Source organism: Luteibacter sahnii, assembly GCF_034063545.1.
Classification (GTDB): domain Bacteria; phylum Pseudomonadota; class Gammaproteobacteria; order Xanthomonadales; family Rhodanobacteraceae; genus Luteibacter; species Luteibacter sahnii.
In genome coordinates this window covers 734,039-751,139 of record NZ_JAQLOK010000001.1, presented here as the reverse complement: position 1 = coordinate 751,139, position 17,101 = coordinate 734,039, and the positions used below count along the sequence as shown (strand labels likewise).

Below are 17,101 nucleotides of genomic sequence, written 5' to 3'. Positions count from 1 at the left end.
AGGTTCTTCGCGCGAGTGCGTGGATAGTGCATGGATGCAGGCCTGCCGCCGGCCCGGACGGTGAGGCACGAGCCTTCGGTGTCCCCCACGAAACGCCCAGGTGCAACGCGCTCGGGCGCCACAAGGTCGCGACAGCCCCACGGCTCGCGGGATCGAACCATCCACCGGGTCATAAGGTCGATCGCTCGGGGTCCCGGACTTTCGTGACGAACCCAAAAAAGAAACCCCGCTCAGGGCGGGGTTTCCGTGGGTCGCGATGCGACAGGCTCAGTCGCCCATCTGCTTCTGCAGATGCTCGCGGCGCTCTTGCGCATCGAGCGTGAGCGTGGCGATGGGGCGGGCATCCAGGCGCTCGAGGCCGATCTCTTCGTCGGTCTCTTCGCAAAAGCCGTAACGGCCTTCCTCGATCCGGCGCAAGGCCTTGTCGATCTTGGAGATCAGCTTGCGGTAACGATCCCGCGTGCGCAGCTCCAGCGAGTTTTCGGTCTCGCGGGTGGCGCGCTCGGCCTCGTCGCCCACGTCGCGGACTTCTTCACGGAGGTTGTCCATCGTCTGGCGCGATTCTTCGATGAGGTCGTCGCGCCACTTCTTGAGCTTCTTACGAAAATACGCAAGGTGCTTGGGGCTCATGTACTCCTCGCCGTCGTCGTCGCTGGGACGATAGCCGTCGGGGAGATCGATGATCGTGGTCGCCGGCAGCGCGTAGCGGCCGTCTTCTTTCGTGATGCCGTTTTCGAGAGCGGTGCTGTTCATGCTGGATTGCGCGGATTTCTCGGTTCGGGATGGAATGGCGCTGGCCACCGCGGATGCCGTGCGGCCGGTGCCGGCCGCGGGCGTGTCGGTGGCTGGGGTGGCTGTCGCCGCCTTGGCCGGTTTCGCCTCGGGCGCCGTTTTCTTCACGGGCGCGGCGGGCGTCTTCGTCGTCGCCTTCGTGGCGGCGGCGCTGGTTTTCTTTGCCGCAGCAGGCGCCGCTGGCGGCTTGGCGGCCTTGGACGGGGCCGTCTTGGTCGCGGCCTTCTTCGCCACGGCCTTGGCCGGTGCCTTGGCGGCGGTCTTGGCCGGTGCCTTCACCGACTTCGCCGCGGCCACGGCCTTCTTGGACGGAGCCTCGTCGCCGGCCCCGCCCTTCTTGGGGGCGCCCTTGGCAGCTGCGGAACGTGGAGCGATTTTCGCCATTTCCTTCACCTCGGTGGCCGTGGCGGCGGGGTGTTATAGCCCAGATGCGTTACCCCATCAACCTTTCTTCTGGGATACTGTCGGCTGACATACGCCGGTCGATACCGTGCCCGCATCGTGACCCGCCTCCTCCTTCTACTGTTGTCCTTCTATAAACGGTGGCTCAGTCCCTTGCTGGGGGCCCGCTGCCGGTTCCATCCATCCTGCTCGGATTATGCCCGGGTCGCCATCGCCCGCTTCGGCCCCGCGCGCGGCACCGTGCTGACCGCCTGGCGGCTCCTTCGCTGCCAGCCCCTGTGCGAGGGCGGCAACGATCCCGTTCCCGACCGTTTCATCCTGCGCCGCTGCGGCGCCCAAGGAGCTCATACCCATGACTGATGCCTGGCTCATCCAGAACGCCGAACTCGTCAACGAAAACAAACGGTTCAAGGCCGACGTGAGGATCCGTGACGGAAAAATCGCGAGGATCGCCGAGCGACTGGAAAAAGAGCGTGACGACCAGGTGATCGACGCCACCGGACTGTGGCTGCTCCCGGGGATGATCGACGACCAGGTTCACTTCCGCGAACCCGGCCTCACCCAGAAAGCCGACATCCGCAGCGAATCGCGCGCGTGCGCCGCGGGTGGCATCACCAGTTTCATGGAGATGCCCAACACCCGCCCGCCCGCGCTCGACCGGGATACGCTCGAGGCCAAGTACGCACGCGCGGCAGAGACGTCGGCGGTGAACTACGCCTTCTACATGGGTGCCAGCAACGACAACCTCGAACACATCCGCGCGCTCGATCCCAAGGCGGCGCCGGGGGTGAAGGTATTCATGGGCGCCTCCACGGGCAACATGCTGGTCGACGATCCCGCCACCCTCGACGGCATCTTCCGCGACACGCCGGTGCCGATCATCACCCACTGCGAAGACACGCCGATGATCGACGCCAACCACGAGAAGGCGCGCCAGATCTACGGTGACGACATCCCGGCCTGGGAACACCCGCACATCCGCTCGCGCGAGGCCTGCATCACGTCGACCCGCCTGGCGATCTCGCTGGCGAAGAAGCATGGCACCCGCCTGCACGTGCTGCACATTTCCACCGCCGACGAGCTGGCGCTGTTCGAGCCCGGCCCGATCGAAGGCAAGCGCATCACCGCCGAGACCTGCGTTCACTTCCTGCATTTCGGCGGCAAAGCCGATTACGACGAGAAGGGCTTTCTCATCAAGTGCAATCCCGCGATCAAGGACGAGGCCGATCGCGACGCGATCACCAGGGCGCTGGCCGAAGGCCGGCTCGACGTACTTGCCACCGACCACGCGCCGCACCTGCTCGAGGAAAAAGCCCAGAAGTACGACAAGGCGCCCTCGGGCCTGCCGCTCGTGCAGTTCGCCCTGCAGGCCGCGCTGCAACGCGTGACCGAAGGCAAGCTCACGCTGGAGCGGGTGGTGGAGACGGTCTGCCACAACCCGGCGAAACTGTTCGACGTGAAGGAGCGCGGCTTCCTCCGCGAGGGCTACGCCGCCGACCTGGTGCTGGTCGATCCGGGCAAGCCACACACCGTGACGCGTGCCGAGGTGCTCTCCAAGTGCGGCTGGTCGCCGTTCGAGGGCACGACCTTCAGCAGCAGCATCGTGTCCACCTTCGTCAACGGCCAGCGCGTGTGGGACGGCCAGACCGTGAACGACGACGTGCGCGGCCAGCGCCTGGCCTTTGATCGATGAGGTCGCCCTGGGGGGCGTGCATGGCCCTGTTCTTCTCCGGCGCGACCCTCGCGGCCGTGCCGGACCTGCCGGACCTGCCGGCGAGCGTCTCGCAGGGGGGCCTGGTGATCGCCCACGTAGCGCCCGGCACGCGCGTCACGATCGACGGAAAGCCGGTGCACGTGGGCACCGACGGCACCTTCGTGTTCGGCGCGGGGCGCGACGAGAAAGGGCCGATCCGCGTCGGTCTCGGGACCGTCGCGCGCGAGGTGGCGGTGACGCCCCGTGACTGGCCCACCGAGCGCGTGAACGGGGTACCCCCCAAGACGGTCAACCCGCCGCCTGACATCGCCGCACGCATCGAGCGCGAGCAGGCCGCCGTGGTCGCGGCCCGCCAGCGCGACGATGCCCGCGAAGACTTTACCCACGGCTTCATCTGGCCGGTAACGGGGCGCATCAGCGGCCGCTTCGGCAACCAGCGCATCTACAACGGCGATCCGAAGGCACCGCATTCGGGCATGGACATCGCGGTGCCGGAGGGCACGCCGGTGAAGGCGCCCGCCGACGGTATCGTCACCTTCGCCCGGCCCGACCTCTACCTCACCGGCGGCACGGTGCTGCTCGACCACGGCTTCGGCCTGTCGTCGAACTTCCTGCATCTGTCGCGCATCGATGTGAAGGTCGGCCAACGCGTGCACCAGGGCGACATACTCGGCGCGGCCGGCATGACCGGGCGGGCGACCGGTCCGCACGTGCATTGGGGCTTCAACTGGTTCGGGGTGAGGCTGGACCCCCTGTTGCTCCCCGGCATCCACTGATCGCCGGTTCCATCGGCGACACACGCTGCCTCAGCGCCGCACCTTGCTCGAAAACGCCACCGCGTCGTGCGGATGAAGGCTTTCGTGGTGCGCCACGCGTACGTGGAAATCGGCGATGCGTTCGTCCGCGTCCAGCGCCTTCTGGATGCGGCGGGCGGCATCTTCGCAAAACATCAGGTTGCCGCCGTTGGCGAGCGCGAACGCCTGCTCGTCGACGCGCTTGACTGCGGTCTGCACCGGCGTTCCCAGCGCGGTTTCGACGCGATCGACCATGCCGATCAGGTCGAACGTGCCCTCGCCCGCCGGGCGCACGCGGATCGTGGCCGTGCTGCGCTGCGCATGCGGCGTCGCCACGATGCCCTGCTCGGTGCCCAGCCAGGCGAGGATCGTTTCGCGATCCATCGAGGCGTCGGCGGGGAATGCCTTGGCAAAGCTGTCCTGGATGAGCTGGCGCGACAATGCCGCGGACGCGGGACAGGTGGATGAATACACGACGTCGGTGGTGATCTCGACATGGAACGCGTCGCCCTTGAGCGTCGCGTCGATCGTGATCGGGTAGGCGCGCCAGCCGCTGTTGTCGCTACGAAGGGCGCGACGGCGCACGAGGTGCTCGAAACCCAGGGTGATGCGGGCGTGGTCCGACAGGCCCTCGTGCGAGCTGAGGAACCGGCCCAGCAGCTGGCGCAGGCCGTCCAGGGTCAATGGCCCCGCCGACAGCGCCTCGGACACCAGAAGGTAAAGGCGCGACATGTGGATGCCGCGGGTATCCGACCGGTGGAGGTTCACGAATGCGCCGACGCGGGCACCGGTGGCCCGAATGTCGCCGTCGCCGGCGTCGAAGGCTACCGGCATTTCCATGCCGTCCATGCCCACCCAGTCGAGCGTGCCGATGGCCAGCGCATGCTCCTGCGAGGCCACGTCGGGAAGCAGGCGGGTCGGGGAATCTTGGATGTACATCGGTGGATCCTTGCAAAGGCCGCCAGGCGGCTCACCGCCCCGAGATGGGGCGCACGGGGTACAGGGTCAATGGTGAGTGCCGGGAAACGGTCCGTTCAGCCCAATCGACCGGCGCGCCGGGCCGCGGCCCACGCCCTGAGCGCGGTCGCCGGACCGGTGCGCGACTGGCGGCGGTGCAGCTCGGCGAAGGGCTCCGTCGCCCGCGCCGCGCCATGCGCCGTGGCCCGCGCCGTGCGCCCTTCCAGCCCACGGAACGTGCCCAGCGGTTCATCGAGCGCCAGCGCGGCACGCAGGGCGCCGGACAGCTCGCGGAGCTGGGCCCGTACGGCGTCGCGACGGGCGGGCGAATCGGTTTTCAGCTGGCTGCGCGACAGGCCGTGGCGCGCCAGGCGCGACATCGGCAGCGGGAGGCGTTCACGATCGGCGTCCAGCTCCAGCCGCGACAGCGCGAACACCAAGTGCGACAGGGTCGCGACCTGGGTCGCCGCCTCGCTCGGGGCATCCGCGCCGAACCACCACGCGGTTTCCAGCGCGGCGAGCGCGCCGTGCAGATGGCGGGCGGCGGCCACCTGGGCGGCGAAATCCGACGCGGTGCCCTGCTCCAGTTGCGCCATGGCCGCCAGCACGGGGGCCAGCCAGGCCTGCGCGGGCACCCGGGCCGCCCGAGTACTGGCGAAAAGCACCTTGGTCAGCGGATGACGGCCACCGCTGGCGGCGGCGCCGGCAAGTTCTTCGGCCCACCATTGCAGTTTCGCGGCAGCGACCTGGGGCTCACGGATGCCATAGGCCGTGGCGATGATTTCCTGCTCGAAGGCGGCCAGGGCGACATGTTCGTCGCGCACGGCCGGATCGACGAAGCCCAGCGCCACGCGCTGCTGCGGCTGCACCGCCAGCCATTTGTCGACGAAGCTCTGGGTGGCGCCGTCGCTCACGCCGCCACCTCGCGCACGCCGAGCAGGCGGGCGAGGTCGTCGGGGTGATCGACCACGGCATCGGCGCCCCACGCGTCGGGATTGCCACCATCGAGGTAGCCCCAACGCACGGCGACGGTGAACAGGCCCGCCGCGCGGCCAGCGAGGATGTCACGCCGGTCGTCGCCCACGAACACCGAGCGGCCGGCCTCGCAACCCGCGATCGCGCAGGCATGGCGTACCGGTGCCGGATCGGGCTTTTTCACGGGCAACGTGTCGCCCGACACCACGGCCGCCGGGGTCCAGTGCGGCACGGCCCGCGGCAACAGCGCGTCGGTGAGGAACCCAGGCTTGTTGGTCACGATACCCCAGCGCACGTTCGCCGCCTCGAGCCCGGACAGCACCGACTCGACTCCCTCGAACGGCTGCGAGCCGTCGCCCCCCATCAGCGTTTCGTAGAGCGCGAGGAAGCGCGGCACATGCCCGAGGATGGCGTCGGCGTCGGCCTCGGGAAACGCCACGGCCAGCATCGCGCGCGAACCGCGCGACACCACCTCGCGCACGCGGTCGAAAGGCGGCGGGGTGACGCCCTGCTCGTCGCAGAGCCGGACGACCGCCGCGTAGAGGTCGCGGGCGCTGTCGAGCAGCGTGCCATCGAGATCGAAAAACACGCCCTCCGGCTTGAACGGCAAGGACGTCACGGCGCCTTCCTTGCGCACAGCACGTAATTGACTGCCGTATTCCCCGAGAGCTTCGCGTTGCGCGTGAGGGGGTTGTAGGCCAGACCCTTGATGTCTTCCAGTTCGAGATCGAAGCGGCGGATCATCGCCGCCACTTCCGATGGCTTGAGGAACTGGGCGTAATGGTGCGTGCCGCGCGGCAGCAGGCGCATGAGGTATTCCGCGCCGACGATGGCGGCGCCGAAGGCCGCGGGCGTGCGGTTGAGCGTGGACAGGAACAACCGGCCGCCGGGCTTGAGCATGGCCGCCAGGTCACGCACCAGCACCAGAGGATCGGGCACGTGTTCGATCAGTTCCATGCAGCACACCACGTCGAAGGTGCCGCCCTCGGCCTCTGCCAGCTCGGTGGACGACTGCACGCGATAGTCGACGCTGAGATGGGACTCGAACAGGTGCAGCTTCGCGATCTCGATGAGCTTGTCGCCCAGGTCGATGGCCGTGACGTGAGCGCCCGAACGGGCGAGCGCCTCGCTCAACAGGCCGCCACCGCAGCCGACGTCGGCCACCTTCGCGCCGCGCAGCGGGGCGAGGCCGGCCACGTAGGCGGCGCGCACGGGGTTGAGGTCGTGGAGCGGACGCGACTCGCCGTCCGGATCCCACCAGCGGGAGGCGAGTTTTTCGAAGCGGGCGATTTCTTCCGCGCTGACGTTGGCTTGCTGCATGACGAAAACCTCAGGAAAAACGGCGTACTCGCCATTCGTGCACGGTGAGCATGGACGACCCGGTCGTGTGCAACGGGTCGGCGTGGGCGATCTGCGTGGCGGTGGCGAGGTCGGTGGCGCGCAACAGATAGGCGCCGCCCGTGCCGTCGGTGAAAGGGCCGGTCAGTTCAAGCAGGTTCTGCTCGATCAGGTCGGCGAGGAACGCCTGGTGGGCCTCGCCCGCCGATGCCTGGAAGGCAGGGGTGCGCATGGCCATGACGAGGTAAAGGTGCATGGGATCGTTCATGCCGGATCCTCCGCGGCGATGCGCTGGCGCCAGCCGCGGGCCTTGTCGCGGATGGCATCGATGTCGACGCCGACCAGGCGCGTGTCGGCGAGCTTGCGCTCGCCGTCGATCCAGACGTCGCTTACCTGGTGACGTCCGGTGGCATACACCAGTTGCGAGGCGACATGGTACAGCGGCTGGGTTTCCAGGGCGTCCAGGCGCACCGCGGCCAGGTCGGCGCGTTTGCCCGGCTCGATGGAACCCACGCGCTCGCCCAGGCCGATCGCCCGGGCTCCGTTGAGGGTGGCCGCACGCAGCGCCGAGGCGGCGTCGAACGCCGCGGCGTCGCCCGCCACGGCCTTGGCGAGCAGCGCCGCGGTACGCATTTCGCCGAACATATCCAGGTCGTTGTTGGAGGCGCAGCCGTCGGTGCCGATGCACAGGTTGACGCCCGCGCGGCGCAGCTTTTCGGCCGGGCAGAACCCCGAGGCGAGCTTGAGGTTGGATTCCGGGCAATGCACCACGGACACGCCCGCGGCGGCGCAGGCAGCGATCTCACCATCGGTGAGCTGGGTCATGTGCACGGCGATCAGCCGCTCGTTGACGAGGCCGAGTTTCTTCAGGCGCTCGAACGGACGCATGCCATCCTTCGCGACGGCCTCGTCCACTTCCTGCGCGGTCTCATGGGTGTGCAGGTGGATGGGAATATCCAGTTGCTCGGCGAGCACGCGCAGGCGCTCGAAGTTTTCGTCCGACACGGTGTACGGCGCGTGCGGCGCGAACGCCGTGCTGAGCAGGGGCTCGTCGCGCAGCGCGTCGTGCACCTCCACGGCGCGCTGGAAGTACTCATCGGCGGTCTTCGCCCACGGCGTGGGAAAGTCGATGACCGGCAGGCCGACAACGGCACGAAAGCCCATGCGCCGGTACGTCGCGGCGATGACATCCGGGAAGAAATAGTTTTCGTTGGCGCAGGTGGTGCCACCGCGGATCATCTCGGCCACGGCCAGTTCGACGCCGTCGCGGATGAAGTCCGGACCCATCACGCGACCTTCCGCCGGCCAGATGTGCTCCTGCAGCCAGGTCATCAGCGGCAGGTCGTCGGCGAGACCGCGCAGCAACGTCATCGGGTTGTGGGTGTGCGCGTTGACGAGGCCCGGGATGAGCGCGTGTTCGGCGAGCGTCACCCGCTCGCGCGGCGCGTAGAGCGAACGCGCCTCGTCGGCGGGCACGATCGCCACGATCTCGCCGCCATTCACGATCACGGCGTGATCGTCGAGCACCACGCCATGCGGTTCGACGGGAACGACCCAGCGCGCTTCGATCAACAGGTCGACGGAAAGGAGACTCGGGCTCATGGACACCTCGTTGGTACGGCCGATAAGCAAAACGGCACGGCGCCAGGGGCGGCCGTGCCGTCGGATGCGTGGAACAGGCGCGCCTTACTTGACGCGGCTGTCGTACTCGCCCGTGCGGGTGTCGACCTTGATGATTTCATCCTGGTTGACGAACAGCGGCACGCGAACCACGGCGCCGGTTTCCAGCGTGGCCGGCTTGCCGCCGCCGCCCGAGGTGTCGCCGCGCACGCCCGGATCGGTCTCGGTGATCTTCAGTTCGACGAACTTCGGCGCCTGCACCGCGATGATCTGGGTTTCGTTGAAGAGGGTGATGACGCATTCCTCGTCGCCCTTGAGCCACTTCCAGGCGTCGCCCATGGCGGCCTTGTTCGCGCGGTACTGCTCGAAGGTCTCCGAGTGCATGAACACCCACTCGCGATCGTCGCCGGTACCGTCGACGAACGAGAAGGTGGCGTCGGTGTCGACGGCGTTGGCCTCCTCGTAGGAATCGCTCGACTTCAGCGTAAGCTCGGTCGTGCGGCCGTCCTTCAGGTTGCGCACGCGGATGCGCGTAAACGCCTGACCCTTGCCCGGCTTGATGAAGTCGGCTTCGGTGATGACCCAGGGATCGCCGTTGTGGAGGATCTTCTTGCCCGTTTTGACGTCATTGAGGCCAAGGGTCGCCATGCGTTTCGTGCTCCAGAGGTGAATCCGCCCGCCGGGCGGCTAAAATAGGGGGCTTACAGGGGCCTCGTGGCCCGCCCCAAGGCCCACCATGATAACCGCAAGCTCCCCGTCCCGCCTATCCGCGCCCGCCCCGGGCTGGCGCGAGCTGTGGCGCGATGCCATCACCGACGCCGGCGAACTGCTGTCGGCCGTCGGCCTGGCCCACCGGACCGACCTCCTCCCGCCCGACGACGCGGGGTTCCCGCTGCGCGTGCCCCGGGGCTTCGTGGCGCGCATGCGGGCGGGCGATCCCGACGACCCCCTGTTGCGCCAGGTGCTGCCCCGGCGCGAGGAGCACGAGGCGGCCGCGGGCTACGCGGTCGACGCGGTGGGCGACATGGCCGCGCGGGCCGGGCGCGGCCTTCTGCACAAGTACGACGGGCGCGCCCTGCTGATCGCCAGCGGCTCGTGCGCGGTGAACTGCCGCTACTGCTTCCGCCGCCACTTTCCCTACGGCGACGACATCGCGGCGGCGGCGCAATGGCGTGAGGCGCTCGCCCACGTGGCGGCCGACACCTCGATCCGTGAGCTGATCCTCTCCGGTGGCGATCCGCTGTCGCTGGCCACGCACAAGCTGGAGGAACTCACCCGCGGCCTGGCCGCCCTGCCCCACGTGATCCGCCTGCGCATCCATACCCGGCTGCCCGTGGTGCTGCCCGAGCGCGTCGACGACGCGTTCGTCCAGTGGCTGTCGGCCCTGCCCCTGCAAAAGGTGGTGGTGCTGCACGCGAACCATGCCAACGAGTTCGACGCGAATGTCGACGCGGCCTGCGCCCGGTTGCGCGGGGCCGGGGCCACCCTGCTCAACCAGTCGGTGCTGCTGGCGGGGGTCAACGACGACGCCGACGCCCTCACGGCGCTGTGCGAGCGCTCGTTCGCCGCGGGGGTGCTGCCCTATTACCTGCACCAGCTCGACAAGGTGACGGGCGCGGCGCACTTCGAGGTGCCCGACCGCCAGGCCCTCGACCTCGTCGACGCCCTGCGGGTCCGGCTGCCCGGGTACCTGGTGCCCAAGCTGGTTCGTGAATTGCCGGGCGACCCATCCAAGCGCCCCGTTGCCGATTCGGCGCGTTAGTATGTGAGCCATCCCGGTCGGCACGACCGACCGGGCCGCGTTGGGGGAACGCGGGCCGACACCCGGCCCGTCGGATGGGCAAAGCGGTGAACGGAACGGCATGAAACAAGACAACGTCATCAGGATCCTCTTCATCGAAGACTCGGTCGAAGACGCCGAACTCTTGATCAACGTCCTGCGCAACGGCGGCATCGCCGTGCGCCCCACGCGGGCGACCGACGCCGCGGCCATACGTGCCGCCCTGGACGACGCCCACCCCGACCTGGTGCTCATGAACCCCGCGGTGCCCGGCATCGATCCGGCGGCCGTGGCGCGCCAGATCGACGGCAGCGGGCGCGATATCGCCCTGCTCGCCGTCGTCGACCACCTCGACGACGCGGCCGTCGACCTGATCGCCGCCGGCGCCAGCGGCATCGCCCTGCGGCCACGGTCTGAGCAGGTGCTGGCCGTGGTCACGCGCGAGTTCGAGGCGCTGTCCACACGCCGCCAGGTGCGCCGCCTCGAAACCGCGCTGCGCGAGACGGAGCGGCGCTGCGACGCCCTGCTCGACTCCTCGCGCGACGCCATCGCCTACGTGCACGAAGGCATGCACGTGCGCGTGAACCAGGCCTACCTCGAGGCGTTCGGCTTCGCCGAGGTCGACGACATCATCGGCCTGCCCATCCTCGACCTGATCGCCGGCGCGCATGCGGACGCGTTCAAGACGATCCTGCGCAGCCTGTCACGCGGCGAGCGGCCGGAGCCGACAGAGTTGCTGGCCCGGCGCGACGACGGCGGCACCTTCAAGGCGACCGCCGAGTTCGCCCAGGCCAATTTCGAAGGGGAAGCCTGCACCCAGATCGTGTTCCGCCAGCAGACGGTCGACCCGGCTCTGGTGGCGCAATTGCAGCGTGACCCGGTCACCGGCCTCTACAACCGCGCCCGGCTGCTCGACCACATCGACGAGGCGGTGGCCGCCGCAGCGGCCGGCCGTGAAGGCCAGGCCGTGGTGTTGATCGAACCGGACAACTGGAAAGACATGGTCGCGAACGCCGGCCTGGGCAACACCGACCAACTGCTCGCCACCCTGGCGCAGAAAGTCACCGAATCGATCGACGACGACGACACGGCCGGCGTACTCGGCGACCACACGCTCGGCATCGTGCTGGGCACGCGCAACGACATCGAGCACGCCGCCCTGGCCGAGCGACTGCGCACCTCGGTGGCCGAGCAGATCTTCGACGTCGGCAACCGGTCGCTGTCGGTCAGCATCACGCTCGGAGGCACGCTGCTGGCCGAAAAGAACGCCAACACCGATACCGTGCTGGAGCAGGCGTACACCGCGCTGCGCAACGCCCAGAACCAGGGTGGCAACCGCGTGGAGCTGCACGATCCCAGCGCGCGCGAGAAGGCTGACGCGGAACGCGAACAGTACTGGCTCGACCTGGTGCGCGAGGCGCTCGCCGACGACGGCCTGCGCCTCTACCACCAGCAGATCATCAGCCTCCAGGACGCCGCCGGCGAGTTCTACGAGATCCTCGTTCGCATGCGGGGACCCAAGGGCGACGTGTTGCCGTCGTATTTCCTGCCTGTGGCCGAGCGCAACGGCCTGCTGCCCGCGATCGATCGCTGGGTGCTGGGCCACGCCATCGACGCCCTCGTCCATCGCGAGAACGACGGCCTCACCACCACCTATTTCGTGAAACTCACGACGCAGTCGGTGGAGGATCCCGATCTCCTCCCGTGGCTGAAGCGACGCCTGGGCGTCGCCAACCTGCGTCGCAGCACGCTGGTCATCGAAATGCCGGAATCGAAGGTACTCACCCGCCTGCGTCCGGTGCAGGAATTCGTGACGGGCTGGCGCCAGTCGGGGGGCAAGTTCGCCATCGAGCAGTTTGGCTCCGGGCTCAACTCCTTCCAGATGCTGACCCACATCGAGGCGGACTATCTCAAGATCGATCGCAGCTTCATGACCGACCTGCCCCAGCATCCCGAGCATCAGAAGAAAATCGCGGAAATATGCAAGGAAGGCCACGCGTCGGGCAAGCAGACCGTGGCCGAATGGGTCGAGGATGCCGTCAGCACCTCGCTACTCTTCGCCTGCGGCGTGGACTTCGTGCAGGGCAACTTCCTGCAGGAGCCGGCCAAGGTGCTGGCCGAGGAATACATGCCGATCTGACCCGCACGCGATCGACGCACGACGAGCCGACGCCGCTGTCGGACGCAAAAAAGCCCGCGATCGCTCGCGGGCTTTTTCGTTTCCCTCCACCGGCCGATTACTCGGCGGCAGCGGCGGCCTTCTTCGCGGCCTTGGCGGCAGCGGCGGCGGCGACGTCTTCCTTGATGCGGGCGGCCTTGCCTTCGAGGCCACGCAGGAAGTACAGCTTGGCGCCGCGGACCTTGCCCTTGCGCTTGACTTCGACCGAGTCGATCGTGCGGCTGTGGGTCTGGAACACGCGCTCAACGCCCGTGCCGTGCGAGATCTTGCGCACCGTGAAAGCGGAATGCAGACCGCGGCTACGCTTGGCGATGACGACACCCTCGAACGCCTGGACGCGCTCGCGGTTGCCTTCCTTGACCTTCACATTCACGACCACGGTGTCGCCAGGGCCGAAATCCGGCAGCTGGCGGGTGATCTGCTCGGCTTCGAACTGTTGGAGGAGTTTGTTCATGACGCACCTGTCAGTTTTCGTTACGGCGGTCGTTTCCGGCCGCACCGTTTGGCCGTGCATATTCACGGCGGAATTCATCCAGCAATGTTCTCGACTCGGCGTCGAGCGCACGCTGCGTTAGCAAGTCCGGCCGGCGCAGCCAGGTTCGACCCAGCGACTGCTTGCGACGCCAGCGGCGAATGGCCGCGTGATCGCCGGACAGCAGCACCTCCGGCACGCCGCCCCACGCATCGTGATGCACGGGACGGGTGTAATGCGGGCAATCCAGAAGGCCGTCCGAGAACGAATCCTGCTGGGCGGACTGCGCGTCGTTCAACGCGCCCTCCTGTAGACGACCCACCGCATCGATGACCACCGCTGCGCCGAGTTCTCCGCCAGACAGCACATAATCGCCGATTGAAAGCTCTTCGTCGACCTCGTGCTCGAGCAGGCGTTCATCCACACCCTCGTAACGTCCGCAGACCAGGGCGATTCGCGGCATGGCCGCCAGCGCCTCCACCCGTTTCTGCGTCAGCCGCGCACCTTGCGGGCTGAGGTAAATCACATGCACCGGCTCCGGTGCCGCCTCGCGAATCGCCGCGAGCGCCGCCCGCAACGGTTCGATCAGCATCACCATGCCAGGTCCGCCACCGAAGGGGCGCCCATCCACGGTGCGATAGTTGTCGGTGGCGAAGTCGCGAGGGTTCCAGGCTTCCACCTGAAGCAACTCGCGCTGCTGCGCCCGTCCGACCACCCCGATCGCGGCCGACTGGCGGACGAAATCGGGAAACAGCGAAACCACGTCGATGCGCATGATCTTCAGCAGTCGCTGTTCAGAATTCGGGATCCCAGTCCACCACGATGCGCCCGGTGTCCACATCGACCGAATGCACGTAAAGGCCCTGGACGAACGGAACCAGTCGCTCCCTGTCGCCGTCCTTGACCACCATGACGTCGTTGGCGCCCGTGGCGAACAGATGGCTCACCCGCCCCAGGCTGACGTCCTGCGTGGTGATGACCTCGAGGTTTTCGAGGTCGACCCAGTAGAACTCGCCCTGCGCGGGCGGCGGCAGCACGTCGCGCGAGACCGAGATCTCGCAACCGACCAGCGCGGCCGCCTGGTCACGATCCGCGATACCCGGCAGGGAGGCGACCACGCCCTTGCCCTGCGCGTTTCCGCGGATGCCGCTCATCTCCCGCTCGATACCCGGCGCGGTGAGCAGCCAGGGCTGGTAACGGAAGATCTGGAGGCGAGGCTCGGTCCAGCTTTCGAGCTTGACCTGACCCTGCACACCGTGGAGCCCGACAATGCGCCCGAGACGGACGCGCTTACCGGACCCCGTCGACATCAAGCCGCCAGCTTGCCGGCTTCCTTCACCAGGGCGCGGACCTTGTCGGTCATCTGCGCGCCCTTGGCGATCCACGCCTGGACCTTGGCCACGTCGAGTTCGAGACGCTTGTCGGCGCCCGAAGCGACCGGGTTGTAATAACCGACGCGCTCGATGTTACGACCGTCGCGCGGCGCGCGCTGGTCGGTCACGACGACGTGATAAAACGGACGGCCCTTGGCGCCACCGCGCGAAAGACGAATCTTGACCATAAGTTACGAGCTCCAGAATGCCGGATGTCGGCAAGGCGCGCGCGAGAAGCGGGCGCGGTAAAGCCGAACATTTTAGCGAAATTTTTGAAAAAGGGAAGAGTGTGCGGGGGTCAACGATAGCCCGTGCGCTGCCGGCGCCGACGTGACCGCGCCGGCCGTCTCACGGCGCATGGCTCGCACGTCAGGACTCAGCGCCCCGGCGGCATCATGCCGCCCATGCCGCCCATGCCCTTCATGGCACCGCGCATCTGGCGCAGGAGCCCCTTGCTGCCGCCCTTGGACAGCTTGGACATCATTTTTTCCATCTGCATGTATTGCTTGAGCAGGCGATTGACGTCGGCCGGCTGGGTGCCGGAACCGCGGGCGACGCGGGCCTTGCGCGAGCCGTTGAGGACATCCGGATGACGACGCTCCTTTTTGGTCATCGAGCCAATGATGGCGACCATCTTCTTGAGTTCGTTGTCGTTGACCTTGGATTTCACGCTATCGGGGATGCTGGACATGCCGGGCAGCTTGTCCATGAGTCCGGCGAGGCCGCCCATGTTGTTCATCTGTTCGAGCTGGTCGCGCATGTCGTTGAGATCGAAGCGCTTGCCCTTGATGACCTTCTCGGCGAGCTTCTGGGCTTTTTCCTGGTCGACCTTGCGCTCGACCTCTTCCACCAGCGAGAGCACATCGCCCATACCGAGGATGCGCTGGGCCACGCGGTCGGGATGGAACGGCTCAAGGGCGTCGGACTTCTCGCCGGCACCGAGAAACTTGATCGGACGGCCGGTGACATATCGCACCGACAGCGCGGCGCCGCCACGGGCGTCACCGTCGGTCTTGGTCAGCACCACGCCGGTCAGCGGCAGCGCGTCGGCGAACGCCTTGGCCACGTTCGCGGCGTCCTGGCCGGTCATCGAGTCGACGACGAACAGGGTTTCGATCGGGTTGAGGGCGGCGTGCAGGGACTGGATCTCCTGCATCATCGCCTCGTCGACGTGCAGTCGGCCGGCGGTGTCGACCAGCAGCACGTCGATCACCTCGCGGCGCGCCGCGGCCACCGCGGCCTTCGCGATGTCGACCGGATCCTGGCCCGCCTCGGAGGGGAAGAACGACACCTCCACCTGCGACGCCAGGGTGCGAAGCTGCTCGATGGCGGCCGGACGGTAAACGTCGCAGCTGACCACCATCACGCGTTTCTTCTTGCGCTCCTTGAGGAACCGGGCGAGCTTGCCCACGGTGGTGGTCTTGCCCGCGCCCTGCAGGCCGGCCATCAGCACCACGGCGGGCGGCTGGGCGGCGAGATTCAGCTCGCTGTTGGAAGCCCCCATGACCGCGGTGAGTTCGTCGCTGACGACCTTCACCAGCGCCTGGCCGGGCGAAAGGCTCTTGAGGACGTCCTGCCCCACGGCGCGGACCTTCACCCGCTCGACGAGGGCCTTGACCACCGGCAGGGCCACGTCGGCCTCCAGCAGGGCGATGCGCACTTCGCGCAGGGTCTCGCGGATGTTTTCTTCGGTCAGCCGGCCACGGCCGCGCAGGCGGTTGACGGTATCGGAAAGGCGCTGGCTGAGCGATTCAAACATGGGAAAGGGCAAGTTTGCGAAGGATGACAGGCGATTATAGCGCCATGCGGGCCCGCACTTCCCATCCCCTGCCCCAACGGATGCCAACGTGTCGCATTCCCGCTGCCGGGTCGCTATGCCACACTGCGCGCCCATGACCGTGATCGCCCTCTCGCTGGCTGCCGTCGTTCTTTACCTGTCCGCCGCGGGCGTACTGGCGCGCCCGCTGGTCAGCGGCGGGCAACCGCTCACCCGTTCGGGCGTAACGCTGGCGGGCCTGGCCGCCCTGGCCCACGCGGCGGTGCTGCTCAGCGCCCACCGCGGCACGCTCGACCTGCACTTCTTCGCCGCGCTCTCGCTGGTGGCGTGGATCGCCTCGGCGCTCACCCTGGTGGTCAACCTGTCCCGCCCGGTGGCGGGCCTGGGCATCCTGATCTTTCCCCTGTCGGCCCTGTTCGTGGCCGTGGACGCCTTTCTCGCCCCGCGCACCGCGCCGGAGGCGATGACCTGGCAGATCGAGCTGCACGTCACCATCGCCGTGTTCGCCTTCGGCATCCTCTCGATCGCCGCGGCGCTCGCCGTGTTGCTGGCGATCCAGGAGCGCGCGCTCCGGCGCAGCCGCTTCGGCCACTGGCTCCGCGCCCTGCCGCCGCTCACCCTCACCGAAGTGCTGTTGTTTCGCCTCATCGGCGCCGGATTCGTGCTGCTCACGCTCACCCTGGTCACCGGCGCCCTGTTCGTCGGCGACCTCTTCGGCCAGCACCTGGTGCACAAGACGGTGCTGTCGATCGTGGCCTGGCTGGTCTTCGGCGTGCTGCTTTGGGGCCGCTGGCGGCATGGCTGGCGCGGCATCCGCGCCGTGAACCTTACCCTGATCGGCATGGGCATCCTGCTGCTGGCGTTCTTCGGCACCAAAGCGGTGCTGGAGCTGATCCTGCACCGCACGCCCTGAGCCGACCGCGTCGTA

At 67.9% G+C, this 17,101-nt stretch carries 19 protein-coding genes; 6 read left to right on the top strand and 13 right to left on the bottom strand.

The window, feature by feature from the left end; translation table 11 throughout:
• Positions 1 to 267 precede the first annotated feature (267 nt).
• Entirely contained in the window at positions 268 to 1,176 is a 909-nt protein-coding gene (gene dksA, locus PI246_RS18575; protein ID WP_455429787.1) for an RNA polymerase-binding protein DksA, read from the bottom strand.
• Between the two features lie 117 nt (positions 1,177 to 1,293).
• Between dksA and yidD the strand changes: the two genes are divergently transcribed.
• The 3 genes from yidD to PI246_RS03455 are packed head-to-tail and all read left to right on the top strand — an operon-like array spanning position 1,294 to position 3,684.
• Entirely contained in the window at positions 1,294 to 1,554 is a 261-nt protein-coding gene (yidD, locus tag PI246_RS03465; protein WP_320549889.1) for a membrane protein insertion efficiency factor YidD, read from the top strand.
• A complete protein-coding gene (locus PI246_RS03460) occupies positions 1,547 to 2,887 on the top strand; it encodes a dihydroorotase (protein WP_320549888.1) in 1,341 nt (446 codons plus the stop codon). The genes yidD and PI246_RS03460 overlap by 8 nt, the downstream gene beginning before the upstream one ends.
• A 20-nt stretch (positions 2,888 to 2,907) precedes the next feature.
• Entirely contained in the window at positions 2,908 to 3,684 is a 777-nt protein-coding gene (locus PI246_RS03455; protein WP_320549887.1) for a M23 family metallopeptidase, read from the top strand.
• Between the two features lie 30 nt (positions 3,685 to 3,714).
• Here PI246_RS03455 and folE2 read toward each other — a convergent pair whose 3' ends face one another.
• The 7 genes from folE2 to efp all read right to left on the bottom strand — a co-directional run bounded on the left by folE2 (position 3,715) and on the right by efp (position 9,240).
• Complete coding sequence (gene folE2 / locus PI246_RS03450) at positions 3,715 to 4,641, bottom strand: GTP cyclohydrolase FolE2 (protein ID WP_320549886.1); 927 nt, start codon at positions 4,639 to 4,641, stop codon at positions 3,715 to 3,717.
• A gap of 95 nt (positions 4,642 to 4,736) precedes the next feature.
• Positions 4,737 to 5,573, bottom strand: a complete 837-nt coding sequence (locus PI246_RS03445) for a squalene/phytoene synthase family protein (protein WP_320549885.1) — start codon at positions 5,571 to 5,573, stop codon at positions 4,737 to 4,739.
• Entirely contained in the window at positions 5,570 to 6,253 is a 684-nt protein-coding gene (locus tag PI246_RS03440) for an HAD family hydrolase (RefSeq protein ID WP_320549884.1), read from the bottom strand. Before PI246_RS03440 ends, PI246_RS03445 begins: the two co-directional genes overlap by 4 nt.
• Positions 6,250 to 6,954 (bottom strand): bifunctional 2-polyprenyl-6-hydroxyphenol methylase/3-demethylubiquinol 3-O-methyltransferase UbiG, encoded by a 705-nt coding sequence (gene ubiG, locus PI246_RS03435; protein WP_320549883.1) that lies wholly within the window; start codon positions 6,952 to 6,954, stop codon positions 6,250 to 6,252. The genes PI246_RS03440 and ubiG overlap by 4 nt, the downstream gene beginning before the upstream one ends.
• Before the next feature lie 10 nt (positions 6,955 to 6,964).
• The gene (locus PI246_RS03430) at positions 6,965 to 7,240 is read right to left on the bottom strand and encodes a YciI family protein (RefSeq protein ID WP_320549882.1); all 276 of its coding nucleotides are present in this window, start codon (positions 7,238 to 7,240) and stop codon (positions 6,965 to 6,967) included.
• Positions 7,237 to 8,574 carry a TRZ/ATZ family hydrolase gene (locus PI246_RS03425; RefSeq protein WP_320549881.1) on the bottom strand — a complete coding sequence of 446 codons (1,338 nt, stop codon included), beginning with the start codon at positions 8,572 to 8,574 and terminating at the stop codon, positions 7,237 to 7,239. Before PI246_RS03425 ends, PI246_RS03430 begins: the two co-directional genes overlap by 4 nt.
• Before the next feature lie 84 nt (positions 8,575 to 8,658).
• Positions 8,659 to 9,240, bottom strand: coding sequence for an elongation factor P (efp, locus tag PI246_RS03420; protein WP_320549880.1), 582 nt, complete (start codon positions 9,238 to 9,240; stop codon positions 8,659 to 8,661).
• An 88-nt stretch (positions 9,241 to 9,328) separates the two neighbouring features.
• On the opposite strand from efp, the gene epmB reads away from it, so the two are divergent.
• Both epmB and PI246_RS03410 read left to right on the top strand, forming a co-directional pair.
• Entirely contained in the window at positions 9,329 to 10,354 is a 1,026-nt protein-coding gene (epmB, locus tag PI246_RS03415; protein ID WP_320549879.1) for an EF-P beta-lysylation protein EpmB, read from the top strand.
• A gap of 100 nt (positions 10,355 to 10,454) precedes the next feature.
• A complete protein-coding gene (locus PI246_RS03410) occupies positions 10,455 to 12,512 on the top strand; it encodes an EAL domain-containing response regulator (protein WP_320549878.1) in 2,058 nt (685 codons plus the stop codon).
• 97 nt (positions 12,513 to 12,609) lie between these two features.
• Here the strand turns inward: PI246_RS03410 and rplS are convergent, their stop codons facing one another.
• The 5 genes from rplS to ffh all read right to left on the bottom strand — a co-directional run bounded on the left by rplS (position 12,610) and on the right by ffh (position 16,155).
• Positions 12,610 to 13,005 (bottom strand): 50S ribosomal protein L19, encoded by a 396-nt coding sequence (gene rplS / locus PI246_RS03405; protein WP_320549877.1) that lies wholly within the window; start codon positions 13,003 to 13,005, stop codon positions 12,610 to 12,612.
• Positions 13,006 to 13,015: 10 nt separating this feature from the next.
• Positions 13,016 to 13,798, bottom strand: coding sequence for a tRNA (guanosine(37)-N1)-methyltransferase TrmD (trmD, locus tag PI246_RS03400; RefSeq protein ID WP_320549876.1), 783 nt, complete (start codon positions 13,796 to 13,798; stop codon positions 13,016 to 13,018).
• A gap of 19 nt (positions 13,799 to 13,817) precedes the next feature.
• Positions 13,818 to 14,333, bottom strand: a complete 516-nt coding sequence (rimM, locus tag PI246_RS03395; protein WP_320549875.1) for a ribosome maturation factor RimM — start codon at positions 14,331 to 14,333, stop codon at positions 13,818 to 13,820.
• Positions 14,333 to 14,584 (bottom strand): 30S ribosomal protein S16, encoded by a 252-nt coding sequence (gene rpsP / locus PI246_RS03390; protein WP_320549874.1) that lies wholly within the window; start codon positions 14,582 to 14,584, stop codon positions 14,333 to 14,335. The genes rimM and rpsP overlap by 1 nt, the downstream gene beginning before the upstream one ends.
• A 188-nt stretch (positions 14,585 to 14,772) precedes the next feature.
• Positions 14,773 to 16,155: a signal recognition particle protein gene (gene ffh, locus PI246_RS03385; protein ID WP_320549873.1), complete on the bottom strand. Its 1,383-nt coding sequence runs from the start codon at positions 16,153 to 16,155 to the stop codon at positions 14,773 to 14,775.
• Between the two features lie 133 nt (positions 16,156 to 16,288).
• Between ffh and PI246_RS03380 the strand changes: the two genes are divergently transcribed.
• Positions 16,289 to 17,086 (top strand): cytochrome C assembly family protein, encoded by a 798-nt coding sequence (locus PI246_RS03380; RefSeq protein WP_320549872.1) that lies wholly within the window; start codon positions 16,289 to 16,291, stop codon positions 17,084 to 17,086.
• Positions 17,087 to 17,101: the final 15 nt, after the last annotated feature.